14 protein-coding genes and 1 other RNA gene are annotated in these 15030 nt (G+C 66.8%); 11 read left to right on the top strand and 4 right to left on the bottom strand.

The window, feature by feature from the left end:
- Nucleotides 1–3 precede the first annotated feature (3 nt).
- Nucleotides 4–405 (top strand): ClpXP protease specificity-enhancing factor, encoded by a 402-nt coding sequence (locus THPRO_RS07140; protein WP_038088979.1) that lies wholly within the window; start codon nucleotides 4–6, stop codon nucleotides 403–405.
- Here THPRO_RS07140 and THPRO_RS07135 read toward each other — a convergent pair.
- Genes THPRO_RS07135 through THPRO_RS07120 form a run of 4 tightly spaced genes read right to left on the bottom strand, consistent with a single transcriptional unit; the run spans nucleotide 398 to nucleotide 4668 of the window.
- On the bottom strand, nucleotides 398–1792 hold the full coding sequence (locus tag THPRO_RS07135; RefSeq protein WP_038088977.1) for an FAD-binding oxidoreductase: 1395 nt from the start codon (nucleotides 1790–1792) through the stop codon (nucleotides 398–400). The two genes, THPRO_RS07140 and THPRO_RS07135, sit on opposite strands and share 8 nt — an antisense overlap.
- 5 nt (nucleotides 1793–1797) lie before the next feature.
- The gene (locus tag THPRO_RS07130) at nucleotides 1798–2382 is read right to left on the bottom strand and encodes a phosphoheptose isomerase (protein WP_038088973.1); all 585 of its coding nucleotides are present in this window, start codon (nucleotides 2380–2382) and stop codon (nucleotides 1798–1800) included.
- 26 nt (nucleotides 2383–2408) lie between these two features.
- Entirely contained in the window at nucleotides 2409–2765 is a 357-nt protein-coding gene (locus THPRO_RS07125) for a YraN family protein (RefSeq protein WP_038088970.1), read from the bottom strand.
- Complete coding sequence (locus THPRO_RS07120) at nucleotides 2749–4668, bottom strand: penicillin-binding protein activator (protein WP_038088967.1); 1920 nt, start codon at nucleotides 4666–4668, stop codon at nucleotides 2749–2751. The genes THPRO_RS07125 and THPRO_RS07120 overlap by 17 nt, the downstream gene beginning before the upstream one ends.
- A 74-nt stretch (nucleotides 4669–4742) precedes the next feature.
- On the opposite strand from THPRO_RS07120, the gene rsmI reads away from it, so the two are divergent.
- The 10 genes from rsmI (at nucleotide 4743) to murD (ending at nucleotide 14983) form a co-directional block, all read left to right on the top strand.
- Entirely contained in the window at nucleotides 4743–5621 is an 879-nt protein-coding gene (gene rsmI, locus THPRO_RS07115; protein WP_201786960.1) for a 16S rRNA (cytidine(1402)-2'-O)-methyltransferase, read from the top strand.
- A 30-nt stretch (nucleotides 5622–5651) separates the two neighbouring features.
- Nucleotides 5652–6003, top strand: an RNA gene (gene rnpB / locus THPRO_RS07110) — RNase P RNA component class A.
- A gap of 296 nt (nucleotides 6004–6299) precedes the next feature.
- On the top strand, nucleotides 6300–6752 hold the full coding sequence (gene mraZ / locus THPRO_RS07105; protein ID WP_038089184.1) for a division/cell wall cluster transcriptional repressor MraZ: 453 nt from the start codon (nucleotides 6300–6302) through the stop codon (nucleotides 6750–6752).
- A 1-nt stretch (nucleotide 6753) separates the two neighbouring features.
- Nucleotides 6754–7692, top strand: coding sequence for a 16S rRNA (cytosine(1402)-N(4))-methyltransferase RsmH (gene rsmH / locus THPRO_RS07100; protein WP_038088964.1), 939 nt, complete (start codon nucleotides 6754–6756; stop codon nucleotides 7690–7692).
- Complete coding sequence (ftsL, locus tag THPRO_RS07095) at nucleotides 7689–7958, top strand: cell division protein FtsL (protein WP_038088961.1); 270 nt, start codon at nucleotides 7689–7691, stop codon at nucleotides 7956–7958. The genes rsmH and ftsL overlap by 4 nt, the downstream gene beginning before the upstream one ends.
- Nucleotides 7955–9670: a peptidoglycan D,D-transpeptidase FtsI family protein gene (locus tag THPRO_RS07090; RefSeq protein ID WP_038088958.1), complete on the top strand. Its 1716-nt coding sequence runs from the start codon at nucleotides 7955–7957 to the stop codon at nucleotides 9668–9670. Before ftsL ends, THPRO_RS07090 begins: the two co-directional genes overlap by 4 nt.
- Nucleotides 9667–11181: a UDP-N-acetylmuramoyl-L-alanyl-D-glutamate--2,6-diaminopimelate ligase gene (locus THPRO_RS07085; RefSeq protein ID WP_038088956.1), complete on the top strand. Its 1515-nt coding sequence runs from the start codon at nucleotides 9667–9669 to the stop codon at nucleotides 11179–11181. Before THPRO_RS07090 ends, THPRO_RS07085 begins: the two co-directional genes overlap by 4 nt.
- Nucleotides 11178–12545: a UDP-N-acetylmuramoyl-tripeptide--D-alanyl-D-alanine ligase gene (locus tag THPRO_RS07080; RefSeq protein ID WP_065089427.1), complete on the top strand. Its 1368-nt coding sequence runs from the start codon at nucleotides 11178–11180 to the stop codon at nucleotides 12543–12545. Before THPRO_RS07085 ends, THPRO_RS07080 begins: the two co-directional genes overlap by 4 nt.
- Nucleotides 12535–13617: a phospho-N-acetylmuramoyl-pentapeptide-transferase gene (mraY, locus tag THPRO_RS07075; RefSeq protein WP_038088953.1), complete on the top strand. Its 1083-nt coding sequence runs from the start codon at nucleotides 12535–12537 to the stop codon at nucleotides 13615–13617. Before THPRO_RS07080 ends, mraY begins: the two co-directional genes overlap by 11 nt.
- 7 nt (nucleotides 13618–13624) lie before the next feature.
- Nucleotides 13625–14983 (top strand): UDP-N-acetylmuramoyl-L-alanine--D-glutamate ligase, encoded by a 1359-nt coding sequence (gene murD / locus THPRO_RS07070; RefSeq protein ID WP_052064271.1) that lies wholly within the window; start codon nucleotides 13625–13627, stop codon nucleotides 14981–14983.
- The last annotated feature ends 47 nt before the right edge of the window (nucleotides 14984–15030 follow it).

The following is a 15030-nucleotide window of genomic DNA, read 5'->3' as shown; positions in this document are numbered from 1 at the left end:
CAAATGACTTCCAGCCGACCCTATCTGGTGCGTGCGATATACCAGTGGGTCGTGGACAACCATCACACCCCGCATATGCTGGTCGACGCCAGCGGCGAGGATGTTCAGGTGCCGGTGCAGTTCGTTCAGGAAGGACGCATCGTGCTGAATATCGCTCCGCAGGCGGTGCAGGCGCTGAATCTCGGCGACGAGTACATCAGTTTCAGCGCGCGCTTTGCGGGCAAATCGCAGGAAGTGTTCGTGCCGGTCCAGCGGGTGATGGCGGTTTATTCGCGTGAGAACGGGCAGGGCATGATGTTCGGCGAGGACGATACGCCTCCACCGCCGCCATCCGACGGCGGGGACAAGCCGTCGGAGCCGAAAGCGACAGGTGTCGGCCGTCCGGGACTGCGTGTGGTCAAGTAGCCGCGGCCGGCGGCAGGGCTTTCTCTGGGTTGAGCAGACCCTGCGGGTCGAACTGGCGTTTGATTGCATGCATCAACGCAAGCGTGGGGGCGTCGATTTCCAAGGCGACGAAGTCGCGCTTTACCAGCCCTATCCCGTGCTCTCCCGATAGGGTGCCATCCAGTCGTAACACCAGCGCGAACACCTCCTGCAGGCAGTGCTCGGCGGCCGCCGCCTGACGTGGGTCGTCGGGGTTGATCAAGAGGTTGACGTGGATGTTGCCGTTGCCTGCGTGGCCGAAATTGACGATGGTGATCGCGTGTTGCCGGCTCAAGGTTCCCAGACCCTCGATCAATTCCGGAATGCGCGATACCGGCACCACTACGTCCTCATTGATCTTTTTGGGCGCGATGGAGCGCAGGGCGGGTGAGAGCGCCTTGCGTGTGGCCCACAGGGCCTCGACCTCCGCCTGCGTGGCTGCCGCCTTGATCGACAGGCAACCCGCAACCTCCGCCGCGCGCATGACTTCGCGCACGGCTTCGTCCAGGCCCGCGGGCGAGCCATCCACCTCGATCATCAGCAGCGCGCCGGCGCCTTCGGGCAGATCGGCGTGGGCCTGCCGGCGTATCATTTCGATGGCGGCGCCGTCGATGAATTCTAGGGCGCAGGGCACCACCGGCTGAGCCATGATCGCGGCGACCGCGTGGGCGGCCGATGCCATGTCAGCATAGATTGCCTGCAGGGTACGTCGCGCCGCCGGTTTCGGTGTGAGCTTGAGCACCGCTTCCGTAATGATCGCGAGCGTGCCTTCCGAGCCGATGATCAGCCGCGTGAGGTCGTAGCCGACCACGCCCTTGGTGGTCATGACGCCTGTGCGGATGCTTTCGCCTGCGCCGGTCACCGCGCGCAGACCGAGCGTGTTTTCGCGCGGCGTGCCGTATTTCACGGCGCGCGGCCCGGCCGAGTTGTAGGCGAGATTGCCGCCGAGCGTGCACACGGCGGCGCTGGTGGGATCGGGAGGCCAGAAGAAGCCGTGCGCACCCGCGGCCTGCTGGATCGCAAGATTGGTGACGCCGGGCTGGGCGACCAGCACGCGGTTGTCGGGGTCGACGCGCAGGACGCGGTCCATGCGTTCGAGGCTGAGTACGAGTCCGCCCTGGGTGGGCACGGTGGCGCCGGTGGTGCCGGTACCGCGTCCGCGGGGCGTGATGGCGACACGGTGTTCGTTGCACAGTCGTACTAGGGATACGACCTGGTCGTGCTCGCGCGGGAACGCGACAGCGTCCGGCGCGGCATGTCGTTTGGAATTGTCGTAGCCGTAGGCCCAGCAGTCGCCAGGCTCGGTCAGCAGGTCGCCCTCGGACAGCAGTCCGGACAGCGCGTCGAGGAAGTCGCGGGACAGTGGCACCGGCGTCAGACGTCGCCGAACAGCTGGCGGTCGATGAGGTCGCAGAGACAATGGATGACCAGCAGATGCACTTCCTGAATGCGGGCCGTGCTTTCCGAGGGGACGCAGATTTCGATGTCCTCCGGCGAGAGTGCTTCATGCAGGGTGCCGCCGCCACGGCCGCTGAGCGCGATCGTGTGCATGCCCACGTCGCGCGCCGCGTGCACGGCCTCGATGACGTTTTTCGAGTTGCCCGAGGTGGATATCGCGAGCAGCAGGTCGCCGGGCGCGCCCAGTGCGCGCACCTGTCGTGCGAAGACCTGGTCGTAGCTGTAGTCGTTGGCGATGGAGGTCAGGGTCGAGGTGTCGGTGGTCAGCGCGATCGCGGGGAGGCCGCGCCGTTCGCGCTCGAAGCGGTTGAGCATCTCGGACGAGAAATGTTGCGCGTCGCCCGCCGAGCCGCCGTTGCCGCAGCTGAGGATCTTGTGGCCGCCCACAAGGGCGTAGGTCATGCGCCTGGCCGCGGCCTCGATCGGGTCGGCAAGCAGTTGTGCCGAGCGGGTCTTGGTGTCGATGCTGGCCGTGAAATGTTGTTGGATGCGTTCGTTCACTCGTGATTCCTGCGGGTTGTCGGGGCTCAGGTTTCCTGGGCCTGGAAGGCGTCCGGTATCCAGTCGATCCGGCCGTCCGGCCCCATGGCGACGACGTCGAAGCGTGTCGGGACGTCGGCGCCATGGCGTTGCAGATAGTGCTGGGCGGTGGCCGTCAGTCGTCGCCGCTTGCCGGCGTCCACGCTGGTGGCCGCGCCGCCGAAGCGGGCGCTGTTGCGATAGCGTACCTCCACGAAGACCAGGGTGCCGTCGTCGCTCATGACCAGGTCAATCTCGCCGGAGCGGCAGCGGTAATTGCGCTCGCGCAGGCGCAGCCCCTGTCGGCAGAGGTAGTCGCAGGCCTGCGCTTCGAAGTCCTGACCTTGTCTAGGGGGGGGCGCCATTGGCGGCTTTCGTTGCGGTGGCGTTCTGCTGAGCGGCGTCCTGCGACTGACCCATCAGGATGGGCAGTCCGTCGGCGAATTGCGCCCATTCGAGCTGTCGTACCAGGGCGTGGTCGGCGGTCATCTTCAGTCGGCCCGTTACGCCGGGGAATCGCGCCCAGTCCTGCGATGCAAGCCGTTGCAGGGAAGGGAGCACGTCGTAGGCGTCTTCTCCGAGGCCGATTAGGCGAGGATAGCGGCGACTGGCTTCTGGGAAGTTGGCATGCATCGCCGCACGTGCAGCCGCAGCGGGACCCTGGCTGTCGAGCAGCAGCGGCGCGTCGTCGAATATCAGGCCATTGAGATCGTGATCCGCGCGAGGATCTCGTGTGCCGCTGTAAACCGTGGAGATGGCGTATACGGGCAGGCCGATGCCGTGATGGAAACGAATTTGCGGCATCAGCAGCCGGGCTTGCCGGGGATCGCCGGCAATGAAGATCATGTCGACATCCTGGCGGCGGCGGGCCTCGAAGTCGACCGAGCGACCGATGGTGGCGGATACGGCTCGTCGCCGGGCATTGCTGTAGTCGATGTTGAGGGTGTTGACGATGGCGGGCGAGAAGTCGGAGGCGGACGGATCGTAACGGCCGATCGCCAGCACCTCGCCGCCGAGCTGCTGGAAGCGGTCGGCGAAGGCCGAGGCCACGCGCTGGCCCCAGCCGCTGTCCGGCACCAATACGATGGCGCGGCGACGGCCGTCCAGGCTGGCACGTTCCGCGGCCTGCGCCGACTCGCTCTCGGGGAGCAGTCCGAACTGGTAAAGCTGCTGGGGGATCGGCGTGCCATCGGCCGCATGGTTGAGCGCGAGAGTGGGGACGGTCAGCTGGCCGCTGGTGGCCAGCCGGGTGACCGTATCGCGGTCGAGCGGGCCGATCACATACTGGGCGCCTGCCTGGACCGCGCGGGCGTAGAGGGAGACGATCTGGTCGGGGTGGGCGGCGGTGTCGTAGATGCGAAGATGGACTTCGTGGCCGCCGTTTCGCTGGCGATGGCGGTAGTAGGCGGTGAGTATGCCATCGAGGATCGCGCGCGCGACCGGTTCGAAGCGTCCCGAAAGCGGCAGCAGCACGGCGACTTTGGAGGGATAGACCTGCATCGCCTGCCACTGAGCTACGAGGGCCTTGATGATCGGTTCGGCATCCGGCATCTGCGGATACTGCTGGCGCCATTGTGCCAGTGCGTTGTCCAGCGCCGTCGGCGAGGCCGACGTTGTCTTGGCGATGAGCGCCAGTGCGAGCCAGGCTTGCAGGGCGGGTGTTGCGGCCTCTTGTTGCCATGCCTGCGCCTGGCCTGGGCTGGCCTGGCTGAGGAGTTCCCACAGCGCATGCCGGTTGGCGTCGATGGTCGCGGGGGCCGACAGCAGCGGCGTGAGTGCGATCCGAGCGCGGATCGCACCGAGCGGGTTGCCGGTCAGTCGTTCGGCCTGCGCGCGGACTTCCAGCAGACCGCTCGCGACTTCGGGTGACAGGCCGTGTACATCGTTCGGCAGCGCGGCCAGCGCCTGTTCTGGCTGATGCGCAAGCAGCGCGATCCGGGCGGCCAGCGTTGCTTTGCGGGCCATGTCGTCGGCGCCGAGGCCCGTCGGCTCGATGCCCTCGATCACCGTGCGTGCGCGGTCGGGCTGTCGCGCCTGCAGCAGCAGCGCGGCGGCCTTGAGCATGAGCTGCTGGCGCTGCGGCGCGGCAAGGCCGGCAGCTGCCTTGAGGTAGGTGTCGGCCGCCATGGCGGGGTGCCCGGCCTGCAGCTGGGCCTGAGCCTGCTGCGCCCACTGCTCGCCGGGGCGGGTGGGCGATGGCGCACAGGCGACCAGCAGCAATGCAGCGCCGGCTGCGAGGCCGAGTCGGATGATGACGCGGCGGGTCATCGTGTGGGTACGCCCGTGTATCATGGACCCTGTGCGCGTGAACGGGTGGCTCAGTATCTGGACTGGAAGGCAACGTGTCAATTGAAGAGGGTGTGCTTTACGTGGTCGCGACCCCGCTGGGGAATCTGGGCGACATCAGCGCGCGCGCGCGCGAGGTGCTCGACGGCGTCGCTCTGATCGCTGCCGAGGATACCCGCGTCGCGCAGCGCCTGCTGTCGCATCTGGGCGTACAGGCCAGATGCGTGAGTCTGCACGAGCATAACGAGGCCGCACGCATCCCCTCGATCCTGCAGATCTTGTCGGAGGGCGCATCCGTGGCGCTGGTGTCGGATGCGGGTACGCCCCTGATCAGCGACCCTGGGTTTCGCCTGGTGCGCGCGGCGCGCGAGGCCGGCGTGCGCGTCAGCCCGGTGCCTGGGCCCAGCGCGCTGATCGCGGCACTTTCGGTATCCGGGTTGCCGACAGACCGTTTCGTGTTCGAGGGCTTCTTGCCGTCCAGGTCGGCGCGCAGGCGCGCGCGTCTGCAGGTGCTGGCCGACGAGTCCGGCACACTGGTGTTTTACGAATCCAGTCACCGTATTGCCGACAGCCTCGAAGACATGGCGGCAGTCTTTGGCGATGCGCGTCTGGCCGTGGTGGCGCGCGAGTTGACCAAGCGTTTCGAGCAGGTGGTGTCGGCCCCCCTGGGCGAGCTGCGCGCGTGGGTGCGTGCGGACGAGGACCATCGGCGCGGCGAGTTCGTGGTCATGGTGGCGGGCCTGCCGCCCAGCGCACGGCGCGAGCCGTCCGGTATCAGCGAAGCGCACGTGATCGAGGTGCTGGCACGTGCTCTGCCCACGCGTCAGGCGGCGGATCTTGCCGCCCTGATCACAGGCGGAGCGCGTCAGGGCTTGTACCGAGAAGCCCAGCGTGTCAAGCGGGACGGCGGCGACCCCGATGTCGGCGGCGCATGAGTGGGTCTTGGCTGTGGTATTCTCCTGTGGGGAGTTGGCTAGGCAGTCGCTCCGCCTAGCGGCGGGGAGGAAAGTCCGGGCTCCACAGGGCAGGATGCCAGGTAACGCCTGGGCGGCGCGAGCCGACGGAAAGTGCCACAGAAAACAGACCGCCGATGGTCCTTTCGGGGATACAGGTAAGGGTGAAAAGGTGCGGTAAGAGCGCACCGCGCGGGTGGCAACATGCCGCGGCACGGTAAACCCCATCCGGAGCAAGACCAAATAGGGACGCCATGATGTGGCCCGCATCGCGTCCGGGTAGGTCGCTTGAGGCGTGCGGCGACGTACGCCCCAGATGAATGGCTGCCCCCGACAGAACCCGGCTTATCGGCCGACTCCCCACCTTACCCCACTTCCTTGAGGCGAGGCCCGCCGGCAGGTGCGGCAGTTGCTCATGTCGTGCATTACATTTCGCGTGCAACACGCTGATTGTACATGCGTTTGATTGCGCTTCCAGGCCTTGATCCGGCCGCGGAGGGGTGCTCGTAAGCCCTTGTGTATAAACGACAATCTTCCCGATGACCGGCGGTCTGGCTTGCTTGACGCCACCTATTGCCGCACCTATAGTGTCGATGTGTGGGGTGAAGTGGTGGAAAGTGGGTAATTATTCCTGGTCCGATCCGTCCGGTGGGGGAGCGCGTGTTTCGCGGAGTCACCAATCTCAATATCGATTCGAAAGGGCGCGTGGCGATGCCGGCCAGGTATCGCGATCGTCTGCGGGAGTCGTGCGAGGGTCAGTTGGTGGTCACCGTGGATCGCGATGGTTGCCTGCTGGTCTATCCGCTGCCCGAATGGGAGCGCATCGAGGCCGCGGTGATGGCCCGCCCCAATATCGATCCGCAGGTCAGGCAGCTGCAGCGCGTATTCGTGGGCTATGCGACGGACGTCGAAATGGACGGCCAGGCACGTATTCTGATTGCACCCACGCTCCGCGAGCAGGCGAAACTGGATAAGCACGTGGTCTTGGTGGGTCAGGGCAACAAGTTCGAGCTTTGGGACGAGGCGGTCTGGGCCGCGCAACGTGACGAGTGGCTGCAATCGGATGCCTTTACAAGCGGGCTGAGCGAGGCGCTGTCCTCGCTGTCGATCTGACGTGGCGAATTCCACGGGGCATCAGACGGTTCTCCTGGAGGAGGCGGTGGCGGGACTATCGATCAAACCGGAAGGCAGCTATGTCGACGCGACCTTCGGTCGCGGCGGGCATAGTCGCGCCATACTGGCGCGACTGGCGTCATCGGGCCGTCTTCTTGGTTTGGATCGCGACCCGGAGGCGGTGGCCGCGGGGCGTGAGTTGGCGGCAGCCGATCCGCGGTTTTCCATCGTCCATGCCCCGTTCTCGTCCCTGGCATCATGCTGGCGCGCATTTGCGGGCGCATCACGCGCTCAGGGTATCCTGATGGATCTCGGCGTCTCCTCGCCGCAATTGGATCAGCCGGAACGTGGCTTCGGTTTCATGCGCGACGGTCCACTGGACATGCGTATGGATTCGGGCAACGGTGCGCCAGCCAGCGAATGGGTCAACACGGCCGAAGAACGCGAGCTGGCGCACGTGTTCTGGACCTACGGCGAGGAGCGTCACGCGCGCCGGATCGCCAAACGTATCGTGCAGGCGCGCGAGCAGGCGCCGCTGATGCGCACCACGCAGCTGGCGGATCTGATCGCCAGCGTGATCGGCCGGCGCGAGCCCGGCAAGCATCCGGCCACACGCTGCTTCCAGGCCATCCGCATCCATATCAACCGCGAACTGGACGAGTTGCGCGAAGCGCTCGATCAGGCGGTCGAGATCCTTGCGCCCGACGGGCGGCTGGCGGTGATCAGCTTTCACTCGTTGGAGGATCGCATCGTCAAGCGATTCATGCGCGAGCAGGCGCGCGGCGAACAGTTGCCGCGCAATCTGCCAGTGCGCGAGCAGCCGGCGGCGGGGCGGACGCTCCGCCTCGTCGGCAAAGCGGCGCATGCCTCGGAATCCGAGGTTGCGCGCAACCCACGCGCGCGCAGCGCGGTGCTGCGCGTGGCGGAGCGCCTTCCGTGAACTGGACGATCGTCATCGTGGCTGGTCTCGCCGTGGCGGTGATGGGTAGCGCGCTGGGAGTGGTGTACAGCACCTACGAAACCCGGCAGTTATTCATCCGTCTGGAGCGTCTCGACGCGCAGCGCGACGCGCTCAATGTGGAATGGGGGCGTCTCGAACTGGAACAGAGCGTGTGGTCGGCGCATTCGCGAGTCGAGCGGATTGCGCGCGGCAAGCTGGACATGGTCATGCCCAACGGCTCCGATACGGTGTACGTCAGCCCATGAACTCGCGCCCGGATTTCAAGCGACGCAGGCAGTTGGTGCTGGGGCTGTTCGGTGTCGGTGCGGCGGGACTTGTCGGCCGCGGCTTCGATCTCGAAGTGATGCGTGGCGCATTTCTGCGCAAGCAGGGCGATGCGCGTTACCTACGCGTGGTCAAGATGCCGGCCCATCGCGGAATGATTCTCGACCGCAATGGCCGTCCGCTGGCCATCAGTACGCCGATGGATTCGGTCTGGATCGATCCGCAGCAGGACAGCGACGCCAAAGGCGTGACGCGCCTCGCCCGTCTGCTCGGACTCGATGCGGGGGCGTTGGACGAACAGGTGGTGCGTGCCCGCCAGGCGGGCCGCGAATTCCTGTGGGTGCGACGTTTGATCGACCCCGAGCTCGCGCATCGCGTGGCCGCGCTCAAGGTGCCGGGTGTAGGTTTGCTGCGCGAATACAAGCGTTTCTATCCCATGGGCGAAGTGGGTTCGCACGTGCTCGGCTTCACCAACATCGACGATCAGGGACAGGACGGTCTGGAGCTGGAATTCAATACGTGGCTAACCGGCAAGCCGGGCGCCAAGCGGGTGATCAAAAACGGTTTCGGGCAGATCGTGCAGAACGTCGACCAGATCCGTTCACCGCGCCCCGGTCGGGATCTGGTGACCAGTATCGATCAGCGCATCCAGTACCTGGCCTACCGCAGTCTCAAGGCCGCGGTCGTCGCGCACGGCGCGCGCTCCGGATCCATCGTGGTGATGGATCCGAATACCGGCGCGATCGTGGCGATGGCGGATCAGCCCACCTTCAATCCCAACGTGCGTTCCGATTATGTGCCGCGTCTGTATCGCAACCGCGCGGTGACCGACGCGTACGAGCCGGGTTCGACGATGAAGCCGTTCACCCTGTCGGCGGCGCTGCTCAGCGGCAAGTACACGCCGGATACCGAGATCAACACCTCGCCCGGCTGGTACATGCTGGCCGGACACACGATCAAGGACGATTCCGATTTCGGCCGCATCAACCTGACGCAGGTGTTGCAGGTGTCGAGCAACGTCGCCGCCAGCAAGATCTCGCTGAGCCTGCCGCCGTATTATGTGTGGTCCATGTATCGTGATTTCGGCTTTGGTCAGATCACGCACAGCGGTTTTCCTGGCGAGTCGCCAGGCACCCTGCACAATTACACCACTTGGCGGCCGATCGATCAGGCCACGATGGCCTACGGCTACGGCATCGCGGTGACCTCGCTGCAGCTGGCGCACGCTTATTGTGCGCTGGCCAACGGCGGTGTGATGGCGCCGGCCACGTTTGTGCAGCCGACCGCTCCGGTGACCGGCAAGCGCGTACTGCCGCAGCATGTCGCCGACCAGATGCGCACCATGCTGCGGTCGGTGGTCACACCCATGGGTACCGGCTACGCAGCTCATATTCCTGGTTATACGGTGGCCGGCAAGACCGGCACCGCACATCGCCTGACCAACAAGGGCGATTACGCCGAGGACAAGTACACCGCCGTGTTTGCCGGCATCGTCCCCGCGACTCGGCCGCGTCTGGTGGCGGTGATCATGATCGACGACCCGACCGGTGGCAAATACTACGGCGGCCAGGTAGCCGCGCCCGTGTTCAAGGAGGTCATGTCCGGCGCTTTGCGGCTGCTCGACATCCCGCCCGACGACATCGACGTGCTCCAGGCCGGCCCGGTGCCGCAGGCACGGGGAGCGGTGGCATGACGACACCTCGCGCATGGCCGCTCAACGAATTACTGGCCGACTGGTGTGGGCGGGCCCTGCCGAAATCGGTGGTGACGGGGCTGAGCCAGGACAGCCGTCGCATCCGTCCCGGCGACGCCTTTGTCGCATTGCCCGGATCGCGCGAGCACGGCCTGTCGCACGCGGCTGATGCCGTCGCGCGCGGCGCGGTGGCGATCCTCGCGGACGGCGACGCGCCCGCGGACATGGACATGGACGACGCGGTTGCCCTGGGCGTTCCGGTATGCCGAATCGCCGATCTCCCGGCCAAGCTCGGCGCCATCGCCGCGCGATTCTATGGGCAGCCGGCGCAGAGAATGACGGTGATCGGCGTGACCGGCACCGACGGCAAGAGTTCGGTCAGCCATTTCCTCGCACAGGCGCTCGACCAGGACGGCGCGAGGGCCGGGATCGTCGGCACGTTGGGCAATGGTCTGGTCGGTGCGCTATCGCCCAGCGGCTATACCACGCCGGATGCCATCGGCGTGCAGGCCGCGCTGGCCGACATGGCCGCCGCCGGCGCGCGCTGGGCGGTGATGGAGGCCTCGTCGCATGGCCTGGTGCAGGGGCGGCTGAATGCCGTGGGCTTCAATCAGGCCATCCTGACCCAACTCTCGCGCGATCATCTCGACTATCACGGCAGTCTGGAAGCCTATGCTGCGGCCAAGCGCCGACTGTTCGAGGTGCCCGGGTTGGAATACGCGATTCTCAACCTCGACGATGCCTTCGGGCGAACGCTGGCGAACGGTGACATCGCCGCGCGCCATTGCATCGGCTATTCCTTGGCGCCGGTTCGCCCGACAGGCGAGCACGTGGTGTGGGCCAGCGACCTGCGCATGCGCGGCGACGGTTTCGATCTGGACGTGCAGACGCCATGGGGCGGATGCATGATCGAAAGCGCGCTGCTGGGGCGTTTCAACGCGGCCAATCTGATGGCTGTGCTCGCCAGCCTGCTGGCGCTCGGCGTGCCGTTGCCCGACGCGACGGACCGCTTGCGCGCCGTGCGTCCGGTGCCGGGTCGGATGGAGCGCTTCGGCCGCGCCGGCGGTCCGCTGGCGGTGGTGGATTACGCGCATACGCCGGCCGCTCTGGAGGCCGTGCTCGGCAGCCTGCGCGAACACGGCGCCGAGCGTCTGTATTGCGTGTTCGGAGCGGGCGGCGACCGCGACCGCGGCAAGCGTCCGCTTATGGGCGAGGTGGTCGAACGGCTGTCCGACCAGGTTATCGTGACCGACGACAACCCCCGCAGCGAGGATCCGGCGCGGATCGTCGAGGACATCCTGTCCGGCTTCAAGGATCGCGGCAAGGTGCGGGTGATCCACGACCGTGCCGTCGCGGTACGTCAGGCACTGGAAGCCGCGCGCCCAGGCGATGTCGTGCTGATCGCGGGCAAGGGGCATGAGACGGTTCAGATCGCCGCGAACGGCAGCCAGCATTTCAGCGACCGCGAAACGGTGGCGGCCTGGTTCGGAGCCGCGGAGGTGGCATTGTGAATCGCTGGCCGCTCAGTCAGGTCGCGGTCTGGTCGCAGGGGCGCCTGCAGGGCGACGACGTGAGCGTCACCGGCGTCGGGACCGACAGTCGTACTTTGTCGGCGGGTGCGTTGTTCGTCGCTTTGGCCGGGGCGCGTTTCGACGGTCACGATTACATCGGCCCGCAACTGCCCGCGGCGGCGTTGATGGTGTCGCGTCCAGTGCGCGACGCGCGCCCGCAGGTGCTCGTCGACGATACCCTCGCTGGCTTGGCGCGTTTTGCCGGCGCCTGGCGCGGCCAGTTGGCCGCACGGGTGATCGGGCTGACCGGGAGCAACGGCAAGACCACCGTCAAGGAGATGCTGGCATCGATTCTGGCGCAGGCGGGTCCGACCCAGTACACCCGCGGCAATCTGAACAATCATATCGGCGTGCCGCTGAGCCTGCTGACGATCGAGCCGTCGCATCGGTATGCGGTGATCGAAATGGGCGCCAACCACGCCGGCGAGATCGCGGCGCTGACCGCGATGGTACGCCCGCAGGTGGCGTTGGTGAACAATGCCGGCCCCGCACATCTGGAAGGTTTCGGCGATCTGGCGGGTGTTGCGCGCGCCAAGGGCGAAATCTACGGTGGCCTGCCCGCGGACGGCGTGGCCGTGGTCAATGCCGACGACGCCTTTGCGGGCGACTGGCTGGCACTCAACCGCGAGCGCCGCGTGCTGCGCTTCGGACTGGAGCAGCCGGCCGAGATCCGGGGCGAATACCGGCAAGGACATCTGCGGGTCGACACCCCTGGCGGGGCCTTCGAGCTGCAGTTGCCGCTGCCGGGCCGTCACAACGCGATGAATGCGCTCGCGGCCACCGCGGCAGCGCTGGGCGCGGGGGTCGGGCTCGACGCGGTGCGTGCGGGTCTGACTGCGGTCAGGCCCGTGGCGGGGCGCTTGCGACGTTTGCAGGGAAGCGATGGGATCATGATTCTGGACGATACCTACAATGCGAATCCGGGGTCGCTGTCGGCAGGGCTGGATGTGCTCACCGAACAGCCGGGGCGGCACTGGCTGGTGCTTGGCGATATGGCCGAACTGGGCGACACCGGTCCGGCCCTGCACCGCGAGGCAGGCGCGCGCGCACGCGCGGCAGATGTCGAACGGTTGTTTACCCTCGGCAGGCTCAGTCACGGGGCGGCGGAAGCCTTCGGCGCCGGCGCCATCCACTGCCCGGATATCGAAGCCCTGGCCGCCGCGGTGGTGCGCTCGGCCGAGGTGGCGCCGCGGCCATTGACCGTCTTGATCAAGGGTTCGCGTTCCATGGGGCTGGAGCGCCTGCTGGCGCGCTTGCTGCCGGACGACGACGAGAGCGGCGCGGGAGGGCACCATGCTGTATAGCCTGTTCGAATTCCTGGCCCATTATTACAGCGGCTTCCACGTCTTCTCCTATTTGACGATGCGCGCCATCCTGGGCGTGCTCACGGCTCTGTTGATCGGACTGATGATCGGTCCGGGCATGATCCGCCGCCTGCTGGCGCTGAAGATCGGGCAGCAGGTGCGCAACGACGGGCCGCAGTCGCATCTGTCCAAGGCGGGCACCCCGACCATGGGGGGCGCACTGATCCTGGTCGGCGTGGCGGTGGCGACCCTGCTGTGGAGCAATCTCGACAATCATTTCGTCTGGGTCGCGCTCGGCGTGACCCTGCTGTTCGGCCTGGTCGGCGGCGTGGACGATTACCGCAAGCTGCGCTACGGCAATTCCAAGGGGTTGCCGGCGCGCGCCAAGTTCCTGTGGCAGTCGGTGATCGGATTTGCCGCGGCGTTCTACCTGTTCTTCGCCGCGACCGAACCGGCCCAGACGGCGCTGCTGATGCCCTTCGTGAAGAACTGGATGATTCCCATGGGCTGGCTGTTCATCCCGTTCACCTGGCTGGTGATCGTGGGCTCGAGCAACGCGGTCAATCTGACCGACGGGCTCGACGGCCTCGCGATCATGCCCACGGTGATGGTGGCCGGCGCCCTGGCCGTGTTCGTTTATCTGAGCGGCAACTACAAATTTGCCCTTTATCTCGGCATTCCCTACGTGCATGGAGTAGGCGAGCTGGTGGTGTTCTGCGGCGCGCTGGTCGGCGCGGGGCTGGCCTTCCTGTGGTTCAACACCTACCCGGCACAGGTGTTCATGGGCGACGTCGGCGCGCTGGCGCTGGGTGCGGCACTGGGCGTGGTCGCGGTGATGGTGCGGCAGGAGCTGGTGCTGCTGATCATGGGTGGGGTGTTCGTTGTGGAAACCCTGTCGGTGATCCTGCAGGTGGGTTCATACAAGTTGACGCGCCGGCGCATCTTCCAGATGGCCCCGCTGCACCACCATTTCGAACTCAAGGGGTGGCCGGAGCCGCGCGTGATCGTCCGTTTCTGGATCATCACCGTGATTCTGGTTCTGATCGGTCTGGCCAGTCTGAAGATCCGCTGAGATGAGCATGATGGCGCAACAACGCGACGACAGGGCAGTGCCGCTCGACAACCTGGTGGTCGGCCTGGGGGCAACCGGACTGTCGGTTGCGCGCCACCTCGCCGCGCGCGGCGAGTCCTTTGCCGTGGCCGACAGTCGCGCCGAGCCACCAGGGCTGGCGCGGCTCAAGGTCGAGTGCTCGCCGCTCGAGATCCACCTCGGCGCATTCGATCGCTCCCTGTTCCACCGCGCCCGGCGCCTGATCGTCAGCCCCGGCGTCGCCGTCAGCAGTCCCGCCATCCAGGAAGCGCAGGCAGCAGGCGCGGAAGTGCTCGGCGACATCGAACTGTTCGCGCGCTGCGCGCGTGCCCCGGTGATCGCAATCACCGGTTCCAACGGCAAGAGCACGGTCACATCCCTGGTCGGCGAGATGGCGCAGCGGGCGGGCTTGCGCGTGGCCGTCGGCGGCAATCTGGGGACGCCGGCGCTGGATCTGCTGGACGAGCCCGAACCGGACCTTTACGTGCTTGAGCTGTCGAGTTTTCAGCTCGAAACCACCGACAGTCTGGCGCCTCGCGCCGCAGTGGTGCTCAACGTGAGTCCCGATCATCTCGATCGCTACGAATCGCTCGATGCGTATGCCCGCGCGAAGGCGCGCGTCTACTCCCATGCAGGCCACTGCGTGGTCAACCGCGACGATCCGCTGGCGGCGGCGCTGGCGGACGAATGCCCCGCGACCGGCTTCGGGCTTGCGCCGCCCGCCGTACCGGGCGATTACGGCCTGTGCGAAATCGACGGTACGCACTGGCTGGTGCAGGGGGGGCGGAGCCTGCTGGCTGCGAACGAGCTGCGGATGGCCGGTCGTCACAATCTGGCGAATGCCCTGGCCGCGCTGGCATTGGGCAGCGAGGCCGGGCTGCCGGAAGCCGCAATGCTGGCGGCGCTGCGCGATTTTCCGGGCCTTCCGCATCGCTGCCAATGGATCGGAAGCCACAGGGGCGCCGACTGGTACAACGACTCCAAAGGTACCAACGTGGGCGCCACGCTGGCGGCCATCCAGGGCCTTGACGGCGCCCTCGTGCTGATCGCCGGCGGGCAGGCCAAGGGCCAGGATTTTGCCCCGCTGCGCGAGGCGCTCGCCGGCCGCGCGCGCGGCGTGGTGCTGATCGGCGTCGATGCCCCGCGTTTGCGCGATGCCCTGGCCGGCATCGCACCGCTGATCGACGCCACGGACATGGATGACGCAGTGCGTGCCGCCGCGGCTCTCGCCCAGCCTGGAGACCGGGTGTTGCTGTCGCCCGCCTGCGCGAGTCTCGACATGTACGCCAGCTACGTGGCGCGGGGCGATGATTTCGTGCGTGCCTTCGGGGAGGTGTCGCGTGGCTAGCGCTGCCCAGGAACTGCCTCTCGGGCGCAATCTGTCTCGGCGCGTGG

It is taken from the genome of Acidihalobacter prosperus, from assembly GCF_000754095.2.
GTDB lineage: Bacteria > Pseudomonadota > Gammaproteobacteria > DSM-5130 > Acidihalobacteraceae > Acidihalobacter > Acidihalobacter prosperus.
The sequence above is the reverse complement of the archived record's forward strand: the minus strand, read 5'-3'. Positions and strand labels throughout refer to the sequence as shown.